At 76.3% G+C, this 14,603-nt stretch carries 15 protein-coding genes; 8 read left to right on the top strand and 7 right to left on the bottom strand.

Features of this window, described 5'->3' with window-relative positions:
* The first annotated feature begins 32 nt into the window (after window positions 1-32).
* Window positions 33-722: an IclR family transcriptional regulator gene (locus ZF1_RS16690; RefSeq protein ID WP_482637730.1), complete on the top strand. Its 690-nt coding sequence runs from the start codon at window positions 33-35 to the stop codon at window positions 720-722.
* 27 nt (window positions 723-749) lie between these two features.
* On the opposite strand, the gene ZF1_RS16685 is transcribed toward ZF1_RS16690, so the two are convergent.
* On the bottom strand, window positions 750-1,136 hold the full coding sequence (locus tag ZF1_RS16685; protein ID WP_307799818.1) for a DUF6319 family protein: 387 nt from the start codon (window positions 1,134-1,136) through the stop codon (window positions 750-752).
* Between the two features lie 195 nt (window positions 1,137-1,331).
* Here ZF1_RS16685 and ZF1_RS16680 point away from each other — a divergent pair, with 195 nt between their 5' ends.
* Window positions 1,332-1,712 carry a VOC family protein gene (locus ZF1_RS16680; protein ID WP_476651740.1) on the top strand — a complete coding sequence of 127 codons (381 nt, stop codon included), beginning with the start codon at window positions 1,332-1,334 and terminating at the stop codon, window positions 1,710-1,712.
* 128 nt (window positions 1,713-1,840) lie between these two features.
* On the opposite strand, the gene ZF1_RS16675 is transcribed toward ZF1_RS16680, so the two are convergent.
* Window positions 1,841-2,365, bottom strand: a complete 525-nt coding sequence (locus ZF1_RS16675) for a TMEM175 family protein (RefSeq protein WP_482637729.1) — start codon at window positions 2,363-2,365, stop codon at window positions 1,841-1,843.
* A 70-nt stretch (window positions 2,366-2,435) separates the two neighbouring features.
* Between ZF1_RS16675 and ZF1_RS16670 the strand changes: the two genes are divergently transcribed.
* Window positions 2,436-3,455, top strand: coding sequence for an alcohol dehydrogenase catalytic domain-containing protein (locus ZF1_RS16670; protein WP_482637728.1), 1,020 nt, complete (start codon window positions 2,436-2,438; stop codon window positions 3,453-3,455).
* Here the strand turns inward: ZF1_RS16670 and ZF1_RS16665 are convergent.
* Window positions 3,440-3,730: a hypothetical protein gene (locus ZF1_RS16665; RefSeq protein ID WP_476651737.1), complete on the bottom strand. Its 291-nt coding sequence runs from the start codon at window positions 3,728-3,730 to the stop codon at window positions 3,440-3,442. The two genes, ZF1_RS16670 and ZF1_RS16665, sit on opposite strands and share 16 nt — an antisense overlap.
* Window positions 3,731-3,845: 115 nt before the next feature.
* Between ZF1_RS16665 and ZF1_RS16660 the strand changes: the two genes are divergently transcribed.
* On the top strand, window positions 3,846-5,153 hold the full coding sequence (locus ZF1_RS16660) for an MFS transporter (protein WP_482637727.1): 1,308 nt from the start codon (window positions 3,846-3,848) through the stop codon (window positions 5,151-5,153).
* A 32-nt stretch (window positions 5,154-5,185) separates the two neighbouring features.
* On the opposite strand, the gene ZF1_RS16655 is transcribed toward ZF1_RS16660, so the two are convergent.
* Window positions 5,186-6,160, bottom strand: a complete 975-nt coding sequence (locus ZF1_RS16655) for a threo-3-hydroxy-L-aspartate ammonia-lyase (RefSeq protein WP_251782221.1) — start codon at window positions 6,158-6,160, stop codon at window positions 5,186-5,188.
* A 135-nt stretch (window positions 6,161-6,295) separates the two neighbouring features.
* Between ZF1_RS16655 and ZF1_RS16650 the strand changes: the two genes are divergently transcribed.
* On the top strand, window positions 6,296-6,685 hold the full coding sequence (locus ZF1_RS16650) for a hypothetical protein (RefSeq protein WP_482637726.1): 390 nt from the start codon (window positions 6,296-6,298) through the stop codon (window positions 6,683-6,685).
* Between the two features lie 31 nt (window positions 6,686-6,716).
* Window positions 6,717-7,520, top strand: coding sequence for a class F sortase (locus ZF1_RS16645; RefSeq protein WP_482637725.1), 804 nt, complete (start codon window positions 6,717-6,719; stop codon window positions 7,518-7,520).
* A 156-nt stretch (window positions 7,521-7,676) separates the two neighbouring features.
* Here the strand turns inward: ZF1_RS16645 and ZF1_RS16640 are convergent, their stop codons facing one another.
* The gene (locus tag ZF1_RS16640; RefSeq protein ID WP_482637724.1) at window positions 7,677-10,310 is read right to left on the bottom strand and encodes an ATP-dependent RNA helicase; all 2,634 of its coding nucleotides are present in this window, start codon (window positions 10,308-10,310) and stop codon (window positions 7,677-7,679) included.
* A gap of 16 nt (window positions 10,311-10,326) precedes the next feature.
* Window positions 10,327-10,476 carry a hypothetical protein gene (locus tag ZF1_RS16635; RefSeq protein WP_157818196.1) on the bottom strand — a complete coding sequence of 50 codons (150 nt, stop codon included), beginning with the start codon at window positions 10,474-10,476 and terminating at the stop codon, window positions 10,327-10,329.
* Between the two features lie 149 nt (window positions 10,477-10,625).
* Here ZF1_RS16635 and ZF1_RS16630 point away from each other — a divergent pair, with 149 nt between their 5' ends.
* Together ZF1_RS16630 and ZF1_RS16625 are read left to right on the top strand one after the other, a co-directional pair.
* Window positions 10,626-11,837, top strand: a complete 1,212-nt coding sequence (locus tag ZF1_RS16630) for an acyl-CoA dehydrogenase family protein (protein WP_179762525.1) — start codon at window positions 10,626-10,628, stop codon at window positions 11,835-11,837.
* Complete coding sequence (locus ZF1_RS16625) at window positions 11,830-12,996, top strand: acyl-CoA dehydrogenase family protein (RefSeq protein WP_482637723.1); 1,167 nt, start codon at window positions 11,830-11,832, stop codon at window positions 12,994-12,996. Before ZF1_RS16630 ends, ZF1_RS16625 begins: the two co-directional genes overlap by 8 nt.
* Window positions 12,997-13,011: 15 nt before the next feature.
* Here ZF1_RS16625 and ZF1_RS16620 read toward each other — a convergent pair whose 3' ends face one another.
* The gene (locus ZF1_RS16620; RefSeq protein WP_179762527.1) at window positions 13,012-14,493 is read right to left on the bottom strand and encodes an alkaline phosphatase D family protein; all 1,482 of its coding nucleotides are present in this window, start codon (window positions 14,491-14,493) and stop codon (window positions 13,012-13,014) included.
* Window positions 14,494-14,603 lie beyond the last annotated feature (110 nt).

Genomic DNA, 14,603 nt, shown 5'->3' with positions numbered 1-14,603 from the left:
CGGCGCCGATCAGCGGACGCCAGCCACGTGCCGTGCGGACCGCGCTCGCGGTGCTCGAGGAGGTCGTCGCGGCCGGACCCGGGGTCACCGCCAAGGAGATCTCGGCGGCGCTGCGGCTGCCCCCGGCGACCACCTACCGGGTGCTGAACCTGCTCGTCGGTGAGGAGTACCTGGTCCGGCTGCCCGACCTGCGCGGCTTCGCGCTCGGCCGCCGTGCCGCGCGGCTGTCCCCGGTCGCGGTCCCGCGGTTGCCGACCGCCGCGCGCACCGTCGACCACCTGCGCGGCCGGGTCCGCTGGGGCGTGCACCTGGCGATCTTCGACGGCGCCCGGCTGCAGGTCCTCGACCCGGACCCGGACCACCCGCCCAGCGACGCCGACCTGCTCGCCCGGCTGCCCCAGGCCTCCGCGCTGGGCAGGCTGCTGCTCGCCGAGCAGCCCGACTGGCGGGCCCTGGTCCGCGACCTGCGCCCGGTCACCGACCGCACCGTCACCGACCCGGACGCGCTCGACGCCGTCCTCGACGCCGTCCTGGCCACCCAGACCGGTCAGCTGCGCCCGGACCGCGGGTGCCTGGCCGTACCGGTCCGTTCGCCCGCCGACGGGGCGCTCGTCGCGGGTCTCGCGCTGTCCGGCCCGGCGACCCGGGTCGCCGACCCGGACCCCGAGCTGGTCACCCTCCTGCGCGAGCACGCCACGACACTGGGGCCGCTGCTCGGCTGAGCCACCGCGCCGGTCACCCCGGCGCGGTCACTGCTCCAGCTCGGCCAGGTCCTTGCGGGCCTGCTCCAGCTCGGCCTCCAGCTCCGCCACCCGCGCGGCCTTCGCCGACCGGGCGCCCTCGATGAGCTCGTCGACCGGGCCGGACAGGTCGGCGTGCAGCGCCGCAGCCGCCGCGGACACCGCCGACGCCGTCACCGGCAGGCCGCGGGCCACCCACGTGGTGCCCTGCTTCAGCTCGGCCTGCCAGTCGCCGTCGGCGGAACCGCTGACCGTCAGGGTCATGGTCACGACCCGGGTGGTGCGGGCCGTCGAACCCGGTGGCCTGCCCCGCCTCCGCTTCGGCGGCTCGGGCGCCGGGGTGCTCGCGGTGTCCGCGGGCGGGGTCTCCCCGCCGGTCGTCAGCTCGTCGTCCACGTGCGTCCTCGTCCCTCTCCACCCGGCTGCACGGCCAGGTACAAGGGTGATTCACGAACGCCCGTTCGCCCGTAGCGACCCGCCCGAGTGGTCCGTGTGGGTGTCGACGTCGGACGCCCGGTCACGGTCCGGGGCGGTGGCGGTCACCCACAGGAGGATCTGCGTCCGGGTGGCCCGGCTGCCAGCATCGCGGGCATGCGCATCGACCACCTCGACCACCTGGTGCTGACCGTCGCCGACATCGACGCCACCGTCGCCTTCTACACCCGCGTGCTCGGGATGGAGGCCGTCGAGTTCGGCGGCGGGCGCCGCGCACTCGCCTTCGGCCCGAGCAAGATCAACCTGCACGAGGCGGGGCGGGAGTTCGAGCCGAAGGCCGAGCGGCCCACTCCGGGCAGCGCCGACCTGTGCCTGATCACCCTCGACCCGATCGAGCAGGTCCGGCGCGAGCTGGCCGAGGCCGGCGTGGCCGTCGAGGAGGGGCCGGTCGAGCGGACCGGGGCCCGGGGTCCGCTGCTCAGCGTCTACCTGCGCGATCCGGACGGGAATCTCGTCGAGATCAGCAACGAGGTCTGAGCCTCACGCGGTGTCCGGCGTGCCCGCCTGCGCGCGGGCCCGCGCCGCGCGGTGCTCGGGGAACAGCCGCTCGGCGACGGCCGAGACCGGGACGGTCAGCAGCCAGGACAGCATCGCCCAGGTCGGGCTCAGCGGGGGGCGATCACCAGCGACGGCAGGAACGACACCACCGGCGCCAGCCCGTTGACCAGCGTGTGGCGGGCCTCGTCCGGGGTCACGTCGGCGCGGGTCAGGCGGCCTCGGTAGGAGCCGTAGGCCCACATCGCGGCGGAGAACGAGCCGATGACGACCAGCGTGGCCGCATAGAGCACGACGGCCGCGGTGCTGTCGCCGTGCCCGCCGAGCAGCGACGTCGGGAACGGCAGGAACGCGATGCCGAACAGGTAGCCGAGGTTGAGCGTCATCATCCGGGCGTCGGCGCGGTCGAAGCGGGCGAACAGCTGGTGGTGGACCGTCCAGTACCGCCCGATCACCGCGAAGCTCAGCGCGAAGGTGAGCATCCGCGGCAGCAGCTCCACCAGCTGCGGGGCGACCGGGCCCGGGCCGATCTCGGCGTCGGTCAGCGGCAGCACCAGCAGCGTGATCGCGATGGCGAACACCCCGTCGCTGAAGAATGTGATCCGCTCCAGCCCGACCTCGACCCGACGCCGCATCCCTGTCCTCTCCCCGTGCAACGGCGCTCATCGTGCCCCACCGGCCGCCACGGACCTAGGCTGGTCCGTCGTGACGTCCCCGCTCGTGCGCACCGTCCGCTTCCACACCACGGGCGGCCCGGAGGTGCTGCGGCTCGAGCGGCTGCCGCTGCGCGACCCGGGCCCGGGGGAGGTGCGGATCCGGGTGCACGCGGTCGGGCTCAACCGCTCCGAGGTCAACTTCCGCCGCGGCACCTACCTCGACGCCCCGGTGCTCCCCGCGGGCCTGGGCAGCGAGTGCTCGGGCACCGTGCTCGGGACCGGTCCGGGGGTGACGGGCTGGGCGCCCGGCGACGAGGTGTGCGTGATCCCGGCGTCGTCGCAGAACGAGCACCCGGTCTACGCCGACGAGGCCGTCGTACCGGTCCGGTCGCTGCTGGCCCGCCCGCCCGGTCTCGACGACGACGGCGCCGCCGCGCTGTGGATGCCGCTGCTGACGGTGTGGGGCATGACCCGCCACGCCGTCCGGCTGCGGGAGGGGGACCGGCTCGTCGTCACGGCCGCGGCGAACAGCATCGGGGCCGCGGCGCTGCAGGTCGCGCGGCACCTCGGGGTGCACGCCGTCGCCGTCGTGCCCGACGACCGGCACGCCGCGGTCCTGCGCTCCGCCGGGGCCGCCGAGGTGCTGACCGGCACGCCCGACGCCGAGACGCTGCGGTCCGCGCTCGGCGGCGGTGCCGACCTGGTCCTCGACGCCGAGGGCGGGCCCGGCGTCGCCCGGCTGGTGCGGGCCTGCGCCCCGGGCGGCGCGGTGATCGTCCACGGCGGACTGTCCGGGGAGCCGACACCGCTGCCCGCGGCCGGGTACGCGCCGGTGTGGCTGCGCCGCTTCCACGTCCGCGAGGTCACCGGCGACGCGGCGGTGCTGGCCCGCGCCGAGGCGTTCGCCCGCGCCGGGCTCGCCGCGGGCACGCTCACCCCGCTGGTGGAGCGGGTCTTCGACCTGGACGACGGCGTCGCGGCCGTCGCCGCCGCGCACGCGCACCTGGAGTCACCGGACCGGGCTCCGGGCAAGCCGGTGCTGCGGACCACCGGTCAGCGGAACAGGTAGGCGCCCAGCAGGGCGTTCCCGACGCCGGCGACCAGGCCGAGGCCGCCGAGCGCGATCGCGACGACGGCGGTGCGCCCCGCGCCGCGGCGGCGGGCCGTGACACCCATCCACATCGCGACCGCGCCACCGGCCCAGCCGAGCACGGCCAGGAGCAGGGCGCCGATCGCGGCGAGTGCGCCCAGGAACGCGGCCTGCCGGGCGAGGCGGTCGGCCTCGTCGGCGGTGTGCGGCAACGGGGCCTCCTCGACGGCGGGTCCCCGACCGTAGCGGGACATGGGCACGGTCACGGTCGTTCGCATTGCTCATGACATGCGTTGCGTGATGCAATGTTCGACAGGTCCGATACGTCCATGATCTCTCCGGGGTCCGTTCCCGGGGAAAGGCGATGACATGTCCCGAACATCCAGCGCGGCGCACGCCCCCAGCCCGTTCCGCCAGCCCAAGGCCGTCTGGGCGGTGGCGTTCGCCTGCGTCATCTCGTTCATGGGCATCGGGCTGGTCGACCCGATCCTGCCGTCGCTGTCCGGGCAGCTGCACGCCACGCACGCCGAGGTCGAGCTGCTGTTCACCAGCTACCTCGTCGTGACCGCGATCGCGATGCTGGTGACCGGCTGGGTGTCGTCCCGGATCGGCGCGAAGAGGACCCTCATCACCGGCCTCGCGCTGATCGTGGTGTTCGCGGCGCTGGCCGGGGCGTCGTCGGGGATCTGGGGCATCGTCGGCTTCCGGGCCGGCTGGGGCCTGGGCAACGCGCTGTTCATCGCGACCTCGCTCGCGGTGATCGTCGGCTCGGCCTCGGGCGGCTTCGCCGGTGCGATCGTGCTCTACGAGACCGCGCTCGGCGTGGGCATCGCCACCGGTCCGCTGCTCGGCGGCCTGCTCGGCAACGTCTCCTGGCGGGGACCGTTCTTCGGCGTCTCGGTGCTGATGCTGATCGCGCTCGTCGCGACCGTCGTGCTGCTGGAACCGACGCCGGTCCCGACCCACAAGGCACGGCTCTCCGAACCGCTGGCCGCCCTGCGCCACCGCGCGCTCGCCACCACCAGCGGGGTCGGGCTGCTCTACAACTGGGGCTTCTTCACCCTGCTCGGCTACGCACCGTTCCTGATGGGCGGGCTCGACCCGATCTCGCTCGGTGCGGTGTTCTTCGGCTGGGGGCTGCTCGTCGCGGCCTTCGCGGTGTTCGGCGCGCCCTGGCTCAAGGACCGCTTCGGCACCGCGCGCACCCTCTACGGCGCGCTCGTCGGCATCGCGGTGCTGCTCGCGGCCATCGGGCTGTTCGACGACGTGCCCGCCGTGGTGATCGTCGCGGTGGTCCTGTCCGGCATCGTGGTCGGCGTCAACAACACCCTGGTGACGACGGCGGTCATGTCGATCTCGCCGGTGCCCCGCCCGACCGCGTCGGCCACCTACGGGTTCGTCCGGTTCATCGGTGGCGGCCTCGCCCCGTTCGCCGCGGGACTGATGGCCGCGGCCGTCGGCGCCTCGGTGCCGTTCCTGATCGCCGCGGTCGTCGTGCTGGTGGGAGTGGCGCTGCTCTCGACGATCCGCCGTGACCTGGACGCCGCCGACGCCGAGGCCGAGCAGCCCGGCCCGTCGCACGAGCGCGCCGCCGCCGAGGAGGCCGTCCGGGAGGTGCCCGGGCTGCCGACCGAGGCGGTGATCGCCGAGGACGCGCTGCAGCACGACCGGCGCTGAGACCCTCCGCCCCGACCGGGCCGGTGGCGCGGTCAGCCGGTGACGAGGGCGGCGAAGCGGTCCAGGTCGACGTTGCCACCGGAGATCGTGACGCCGATCCGCGTCCCCGCCCACCGCTGCGGGTCCGCGGCGACGGCCGCCCGCACGCCCGCGAAGGCCAGCGCCCCGGTCGGCTCGACGAGCACCTTGTAGCGCGCCGCGAACAGCGCCATCGACTCGACCAGGGCGGTGTCGGGCACGGTCACGATGTCGGTGACGAGCTGCGCGATCACGGGGAACGTGTGGTCGCCGAGGTGGGTGGTGGCGGCGCCGTCGGCGAGCGTGCGGGGCTGCGGGATGCGCACGACGTGCCCGGCGCGCAGGGACTGCAGGCCGTCGTCGCCGGCCTCGGGCTCGACGCCGTACACCTGGGCGTCGGGGGACAGGGCCTGCGTCGCGAGCAGTGATCCGGAGAGCAGCCCGCCCCCGCCGAGGCAGACGAACAGCGCGTCGAGCGGGCCGTGGTCCTCCAGCAGCTCCAGCACCGCGGTGCCCTGCCCGGCGATGACGTGCGGGTGGTCGTAGGGCGGGACGAGGGTGAGCCCACGCTCCTCCGACAGCGCGGTCGCGATGGCCGCGCGGTCCTCGGCGTAGCGGTCGTAGCCGACGACCTCGGCGCCGTAGCCGCGGGTGGCGGCGAGCTTCGAGGCCGGGGCGTCGTGCGGCATCACGATCGTCGCGGGGACCTCCAGCAGCTGCGCGGCCAGCGCCACGGCCTGGGCGTGGTTGCCCGAGGAGAACGCGACGACCCCCGCCCGCCGCTGTGCCGCGGACAGCCGGGACAGCGTGTGGAACGCCCCGCGGAACTTGAAGCTCCCGGTGCGCTGGAGGTTCTCCGCCTTCACGAACACCTGTGCGCCGAGCTCGGCGTCGGTGAGCCGGGAGGTGAGGACGGGGGTGCGGTGGGCGTGGCCGCGCAGGATCGCTGCCGCGGCACGGACGTCGTCGGGGGTGGGGAGAGCGTTCACCGGACCACCTTCCGCCGCCCGGCGGAGCCGGTTCAAGTCCGTTCGGGTCCATTCACGATCGGGTGTAACGACCGACACGTCCGGATCGCTGCTACCTGCGTGGCTCCCCCCACGTTCCCCGGAAGGACACCCCCGATGCGCCTCCGCTCCCTGTCCGCCGCCGTGCTCCTCGCGACCGCGGCCGCCCTCCCGCTGGCCGGTACGGCCTTCGCCCAGGACCGCAACTGCGACGACTTCGCCGGCCAGGCCGACGCCCAGTCTGCCCTGACCCCGGGTGACCCCTACGGACTCGACCGCGACAACGACGGTCAGGCCTGCGAGGACCACGACTACGGCAGCGCGGCGTCCCCGGCCGCGGTCGAGGCCGCCTCCGACGACTCCACCCAGGTCACCGCGACGCCGGTCGGTGGCGTCGAGGCCGGAGGCGGCCCGGCCGACGTGCTGCCGCTGGCGCTCGGTGCCGTCGTCGCCGGTGGCATCGGCGCGGTCGCGGTGCGGCGCGTCGCCGCCGGTCGCCGCGGCTGACCCCGGCACCGTGCCCGGTCCCGTCCTCCCGGTGCCCGGACCCGCCGCACCGCCCGGTGCGCGGGCCGGGCGCCGCCCCGTGGCCGGGGACCGGTCCGGGCGCGGGACGGTGGCCGGGGACCACGCCGAGCGCGGAACGGTGGCCGGGGACCGGGCCGGGACGGTGCGGCGCGGGAGCCCGGACGGCGGGCGACGGGCGCGGCGACGGGTCGGTGCGCTGCGCCGGGTGACGCGGGTGCTGGCGCCGGTCGGTGTCCTCACCGCCGCGCTGCTGCTCGCCGACCCCGCGGGCGCACCCGAGCCCGGGGCGACGGCCGTCGCCTCCGTCCCGGTGCCCGCTCCGGCGCCCGCGCCGGGGGCGTTGCTGCCGCCGGGGCCCGCGCCGCTGGTGCGGTCCGAGCCGGTCCGGCTGCGGGTCGACCGGCTCGGGCTCGACACCGTGCCCCGGCCGATGGGGCTGGCCGCCGACCGGTCGATGGAGGTCCCCGAGGATGCGGGAACGGTCGGCTGGTACACCGGCGCACCGACCCCGGGGGAGGTCGGTCCCGCCGTGCTCACCGCGCACGTCGACTGGAAGGGACTGCCCGGCGCCTTCGCCGACCTGGACACCCTCGAGCCCGGCGACGAGATCCGCGTCGACCGCGCCGACGGGACGTCGGTGGTGTTCGCCGTGCGCCGGGTGGGGCGCTTCCCCAAGGCGGAGTTCCCGACCGCCGAGGTCTACGGCGATCTCGACCACGCGGGCCTGCGACTGATCACCTGCGGCGGGGTGTTCGACCGGTCGGCCCGCAGCTACGTCGACAACGTCGTCGTGTTCGCCGACCAGGTCCGCTGAGCGTCCGGACCGCGCCCCACGCCCCACGGAGCGCGGTCCGGACGCACCACGAACGCCGAGATGCAGCTCAGCGGGCTGTGGAGATCGACAATTCCCGCTGAGCTACATCTCGGCGACCGGACCGGCTGGACCGGGTCGCCGGGCGGGGTGCGGGTCTCATCTCCGGCGTCCGGTGCCCCGTCCCGGTGTCGCGGTCCGCGGGTCCTCGGGCCAGGCGTGCTTCGGGTAGCGCCCGCGGAGCTCGGCCCGGACCTGTGGATAGGCGTTGTCCCAGAACGAGTCCAGGTCGGCGGTGACCGCCGTCGGACGTCCGGCGGGGGAGAGCAGGTGCAGCACCACCGGCACCCGCCCGTCGGCGACGGCCGGGGAGCCGGTCCACCCGAACACCTCCTGGACCTTCACCGGCAGGGCCGGGGCCGCGCCGGAGTAGTCCAGCGCGATCCGGGACCCGGTGGGGACGGTGAGCCGCTCCGGGGCCAGCTCGTCGATCCGCCCGGCGAGCCCGCCCACGTACGCGGCGACGTGGCGGCGCAGCGCGGGGCCGGCGTCGACCCGGGCCAGGTCGGAGCGGCGCCGGGCGGTGGCGAGCGGACCGGCCAGCCACCCGGCGGGATCGGCGGCCGAGTCGAGCAGCGCCTCCTCGGACACGTCGGGCCACGGTGCGCCCAGCACCCGGTGCAGGAAGTCCAACCGCTCGCGCAGGGAGACCGCCCCCGCCGTCCAGCGCAGCAGCCCGGTGCCCTCGGCACGCAGCCCGGCGACGAGCGCGTCGCGGACGGCGCCGGGGTCGGGGGAGCGGTCGGGCTTCTCCGACAGCACGATCGCGCCGAGCCGGTCGACGGTGCGGGCGCGGACGTCGCCGTCGCTCCAGACGGCCTCCGAGCCGGTGACCCGCAGCGGCGCGGCGGCCCGCAGCGCGGTCGCGGCGTCGGTGGTCGCGGCGAGGCGGACCCGGCCGTGGGTCTGCCCGGGGCGCCGGTCGGCGACGGCGACGGCCAGCCACTCGGCGTCGCGCAGCGGGCCGGGCGGGACCTCGACGGCGGTGCCACCGGTCATGAGGAACACCCCGGCCGCGGCGTCGCGGCGCCGGGCGAGCCGTTCGGGGTAGGCGAGCCCGGTGACCAGCGCGACGAGCTCGGCGCCCGGAGCCCCCGCGGCGCGCCCGGCCCGTTCGCGCGCAGGGCCCGGGGCCGCGGCGGCCGGGCCGGAGTGCGCCCCGGCTCCCGGCGAGGTGCCCGGCGACACGGTGGCGGTCGGCGAGGCGGCGACCGAGGAGGAGGCGGGCGACGAGGCGCGGGCGCGGCGCAGTGCACCGGTCAGGCGGTCCCGGTCCCCACGCCACCGCCCGGCGCCGGGGGCGTCGCCGGAGCGCAGCCGGGTCAGTGCGGCGGTCAGGTCGTCGGCGGGACCGGCGAGGGTGTCGTCGTCGAGGACGGCGACGATCCCGGCGACCTCCCGCGGGTCCCCACCGGCGGCGACGCCGTCGAGCAGGGCCCTGGCGAGGCGCGGGTGCAGGCCCAGCGCGGAGATCCGCCGTCCCCGGTCGGTGACCGCGCCTCGCGTGTCGATCGCGCCGAGTGCGGTCAGCACCGTCCGTCCGGCAGCCAGCGGACCGGGGGGAGGGGCGTCCCACCAGCGCAGACCGCTGCCGTCGGGGGTGCCCCAGACGGCGAGGTCCAGCGCGAGCGCGGTGAGGTCGGCGGTGCGGATCTCGGGGTCCGGGGCGTCGGCGAGGACCTCGCCCTCGGGCCAGCAGCGGTAGGCGACGCCGGGCGCCTCCCGGCCGGCGCGGCCCGCGCGCTGGGTCGCGACCGCGCGCGAGACCCGCCGCGTCACGAGGCCGGACAGTCCGCGCCGGTGGTCGGTGTGCGGGACCCGGACCAGCCCGGAGTCGACGACGGCCCGGACACCGGGCACGGTCAGGCTGGACTCGGCGACGGCGGTGGCGAGCACGATCCGGCGCCGCGGCCCGTCGCGCAGCGCCGCGTCCTGCTCCGCGGCAGGCAGCCTGCCGTGCAGCGCGAGGACGTCGGCGTCGGGTCCGAGCTCGCGCAGCGCGGACGCGGTCCGCCCGATCTCCGCGACGCCCGGCAGGAACGCCAGCACGCTGCCGTGCTCGAGCGCCCGCACGCACGTCCGGGCGACGGTGTTCTCGATCCGCTCGCTCCCGCCGCGACCGGCCCGGGCGGGCGGGACGTGGGCGACGGCGACGTCGTAGCTGCGGGCGGCGACCTCCAGCACCGGCGCGGGCCGGTCGTCGTCGCCCAGCAGCACGGCGGGGCGGGCCGTGTCGAGGGTCGCGGAGGTGGCGAGCAGCCGCAGGTCGGGCCGCAGCCCGTAGCGGGCGTCGAGCAGCAGGGTGAGCAGCAGGTCGGCGTCGAGGTGACGCTCGTGCACCTCGTCGAGGACGACGGTGGACACCCCGGCCAGCTCCGGGTCCCCGGCGAGGCGGCGCAGCAGCAGGCCGGAGGTGACGACCTCGACCCGGGTGTCCGGCCCGGTGCGGGCGTCGCCGCGGACGCGGTAGCCGACCGGCCCACCGACCTCGGTCCCCAGCAGCGACGACATCCGGGCCGCGGCGGCGCGGGCGGCGACCCGGCGCGGCTCGGCGACCAGCACCGTGCCCCCGGGTGCCGGGCCGGAGCCGTCGAGCCCGGCCAGGGCGAGCGGGACGAGGGTGGTCTTGCCGGTACCGGGCGGGGCGACGAGCACGGCGCCGCCGCGGTCGTCCAGCGCCGCCCGCAGCTCGTCGAGGACGGCGCGGACCGGCAGGTCGGGGAGTGGGGGCATCACTCCCGAGTATGGGTCAGGCCAGCCCGCTGTAGGACAGCACCATGATCACGACGACGGCGGCGGCCAGCCCGGCGGTGATCAGCAGCAGCACCCAGCCCGGCAGCGCGGTCCCGTCGAGGACGGGGGCCGCGGGACGGTGGGTGGCGGCGGTGGTGGCGGGCATCGTTGCTCCTGCGGTTCGGACTGCGTCGGACGGACGAACCTGATGTCGCGCACGGACCAGGAACCGTTAACCGTGGTCCCCGAAACTGATGACGGCTAGGTTCGGAGCGACGTCGACGACGACCGTCAGGCCCACCTTCCGGAGGTGCGATGAGCTCGCCCACCACGACCCGACCGGCATCCGACGCGGCCCGCGTGGCACAGGCCGCCCGGGAGGTGGTCGAGGCCCACGACCCGCTGTCGGTGCCGCGCGAGGAGCTGTTCGGCGCCCTCTACGACGCCGGGCTAGCCTGGGTGCACCACCCCGAGGGGCTCGGCGGCCTCGGGCTGTCCCGCGGGCTCCAGCCGGTGGTCGACCAGATCGTCACCGACGCCGGCGGCGAGCGGATGTTCGCGGTCAACCCGATCGGCTACGGCATGGGCGCGCCGACCGTGGTCGAGTACGGCCAGGACCGTGACCAGGTCGGGGCCTGGCTCCGGCCGATGGCCACCGGCGAGGAGATCTGGTGCCAGCTGTTCAGCGAGCCCGGCGCCGGCTCCGACGTCGCGGGCCTGGCCACCTCCGCGGTCCGTGACGGTGACGAGTGGGTCGTCAACGGGCAGAAGGTCTGGACGACCCTGGCCCACGTCGCGCGGTGGGGGATGCTCGTCGCCCGCACCGACCCCGAGCAGCCCAAGCACCGCGGCCTGACCTACTTCGTGATCGACATGACCCAGCCGGGCGTCGACGTCCGCCCGCTACGGCAGATGACCGGGCAGGCCGAGTTCAACGAGGTCCACCTGCACGACGCCCGGGTCCTCGACGCGCACCGGCTCGGTGAGGTCGGCGCCGGCTGGAAGGTCGCGATCACCACCCTGATGAACGAGCGCACCGCCATCGGCGGGGTCACCGGGCGGCGCGGCAGCGGCGTCATCGGCGAGGCCCTCGGCCTGTGGCGGGCCCACCCCGACCGGCACACCCCGGTGCTGCGCGACCGGCTCGCGGCACTGTGGACCCGCGCCGAGACCCACCGCCTCACCCTGGCCCGCGCGCGGCGCACCGCGAGCGCCGGACAGCCCGGTCCGGAGGGGTCGGTGTCCAAGCTGGTCGGCGCCGAACTGAACCAGGACGTCTACGAGTTCTGCATGGACCTGCTCGGCCCGGACGCGCTGCTCTACGACGACTGGACGATGGACCGCGGGCGGGTGCACACCGACCCGAACTCCACGGTGCAGCAGCGCTTCCTGCGCTCGCGCGCGAACACCATCGAGGGCGGTACCTCGGAGGTCATGCGCAACATCCTCGGCGAACGCGTGCTGGGTCTGCCCGGCGAGCCCCGGTCGGACTCCGACCGCCCCTGGAAGGAGGTCCCCCGTGGCTGAGCAGGAGCTCCGGGAGTTCGACGTCACCGACGAGCAGCGCGAGCTGCGCGCGGCGCTGCACCGCTTCGCCGAGCGCCAGCACGACGAGGCCACCCTGCGCCGGCTCGTCGACACCACCGACGGGTTCGACCGGGCACTGTGGGCCCGGCTCGGCACCGAGCTCGGCGCGCTGTCCCTCGCGGTGCCCGAGGACCTCGGCGGCGCCGGCGGGACCTGTGTGGACCAGGCCGTCGCGGCGGAGGAGCTGGGTGCGGCGCTGGTGACCGGGCCGCTGCTCGGCACCGTCGCGCTCGCGGTCCCGGCGCTGGTCGCGGCCCCGGCGGGCGACGGGCGCGACGCGCTGCTCGCCGCGCTGGCCGACGGCTCGCGCACCGCGGCCCTGGTCGCCCGGCTCACCACGCCCTACGACGGCGCGTCCGCGGCCGGTGTCACCGCCGACGGCGACCGGCTCACCGGCACGGTGGAGCACGTCCCGGACGCGGGCGCCGCGGACGTGCTGGTCGTCGCGGCCGCGGGGCCCGAGGGCCCGGTGCTGGCCGTCGTCGACCCCGGCGCCGACGGGGTGCGGGTGGAACGGTGCGGCTCGTTCGACGTGACCCGCCCGGTCGCCCGGGTCGTCCTCGACGGGGCGACCGGAACCGTACTCGCCACCGGCGCGGACGCCGACGGCGCGCTGCGGCACGCCTTCCGCACCGCCGGGGCGCTGCTCGCCGCCGAACAGGCCGGCATCGCCCGCCGGCTGCTCGACCTGACCGTCGCCTACGCGAAGGAGCGGCTGCAGTTCGGCAGGCCCATCGGGTCGTTCCAGGCGGTCAAGCACCGGTGCGCGGACATGCTCGTCGCCCTCGAACAGGCCCGGACCGCGGCGCTGCACGCGGCCTGGGCGGTCGACGACCCGCGCGTCGACGATGCCGACCTCGCCGTGTCGATCGCGCAGGCCACCTGTTCGGAGACGGCGTACCGGGTCGCCGCCGACGCGGTGCAGCTGCACGGCGGGATCGGCTTCACCTGGGAGCACGTCGCGCACCTGTACTACAAGCGCGCCGTCGCCGACGCGGCGCTGCTCGGGTCCGCCGAGGCCCACCGCGAGCGCATCGCCGCGCTGGTGCTGGACACCCTCGGCGACGACGTCCGCGAGCCCCGGGTGGCGACCGGCTGAGCGCCGGGGGCCGGGTCAGACCTTGTTCAGGCCCGGCTCCCGGTCCGGCACCACGAACGACGCCGCCGTGCGCACCGTGGCACCGGGCTCGCTGATCCGGGACACGGTGCGGAAGTCCGCGCGCATCTGCGCGGGGGTGAACGTCGCCAGCACGTAGCCGCGCCGGTCGAGCGACCACACCGAGCTGCCGCTGCCACCGGACTTCGCGTCGCCGTCGCCGTCGCCGCCGGAGGTGACCGAGGTGGTGACGAGCTCGGTGCCGGCGATCCGGTCGTCGGCACCGGGGATCTCGTTGGCGTGGTGGACGTGCTCGTCGCCGGTGAGGACGACGGCGTTGCGCACGCCCGCCTCGGTCCAGCCGCGGACGACCCGCTCCCGGGACCCGGTGAACTCCCCCCAGGTGCCGGACTTGCCGCCCCGGCGCGGGGCGAAGAACACCTGCTGGGCCAGCACGTCCCAGCCCGCGGCGGAGTCGGTCAGCCCGCGCAGCAGCCAGCGTTCCTGGTCGGCGCCGAGCATCGAGCCGCGCATCCGGTACTGGCGGGTGTCCAGGACGTGGAAGGTGGCGAGCGAGCCCCACTCCAGCCGCCGGTAGAGCTGCATGTCCGGGCCGTCGGGCACCGAGGCGCGGCGCAGCGGCATGTGCTCGTAGTACGCCTGGGCCGCGGCCCGGCGCCGGTCGGGCGTCGCGCCGTCCCAGTCGTTGACGACCTCGTGGTCGTCCCACACCACCACCCACGGGGCGACGGCGTGGGCGGCGCGCAGGTCGTCGTCGGAGCGCTGGTGGGCGTGCGTACGCCGGTAGCCGGCGAGGTTCTTCGGCTCCGGCGGGCCCGGGTCGCGGACCTCCCCCCGGTCGGTCTCGTAGAAGTAGTCGCCCAGGTGCAGGACGAGATCGGGGGCGTCGGCGGCCATCCCGCGGTAGGCGGTGAAGTGGCCCGCACCGAACTTCGCGCACGACGCCGTCGCGATGGTCAGCGAGGCGGCGGCCGCCCCCGCCGCGGGCGCGGTCCGGGTGCGCGCGACGGGGGAGAGGTGGCCACCGGTACGGAACCGGTAGAAGTACTCGCGGCCCGGGGCGAGTCCCGCGGGCTCGGCGTGCACGCTGTGCGCGAGCTCGCGGGTGGCGGTCTCCGTGCCGCGCGACACGACGCGGGCGAAGCGCTCGTCCTCGGCGACCTCCCACTCGACCTCGACCGCCCGGTCGGGCATCCCGCCGCGGCCGTCCTCGGCGTCGGGCTCGGGGGCGAGCCGGGTCCACAGGACCATCCCGTCGGGCGACGGGTCGCCCGAGGCGACGCCGAGGGTGAACGGGTCGGGCGTCGTCGCCTGGCGCAGGGCACCGGCGAACCAGCGGGGCACGGCGGCGGGCTCACCGCCGGGCGTGGCCGGCACCAGCCCGGCGACCGCGGCCCCGAGGGTGCCGAGCAGTACGCTGCGGCGTGGCAGTGCGGTCACACGTCCTCCTGTGCGTGGTGGTCGGGGAGAACCGTCCATGCTCCGCCCCGGCGACCCCGACGGCGGTGCGCACGCGCCGGGGCCGGTGTCGCCGGACGAGTGAATCACCGCGGGTGCCCGGCCACGGGCGATCGGCCGGAACCGGCCGG

The sequence above is a fragment of the Pseudonocardia sp. ZF1 genome, from assembly GCF_056835605.1.
The sequence above is the reverse complement of the archived record's forward strand: the minus strand, read 5'-3'. Positions and strand labels throughout refer to the sequence as shown.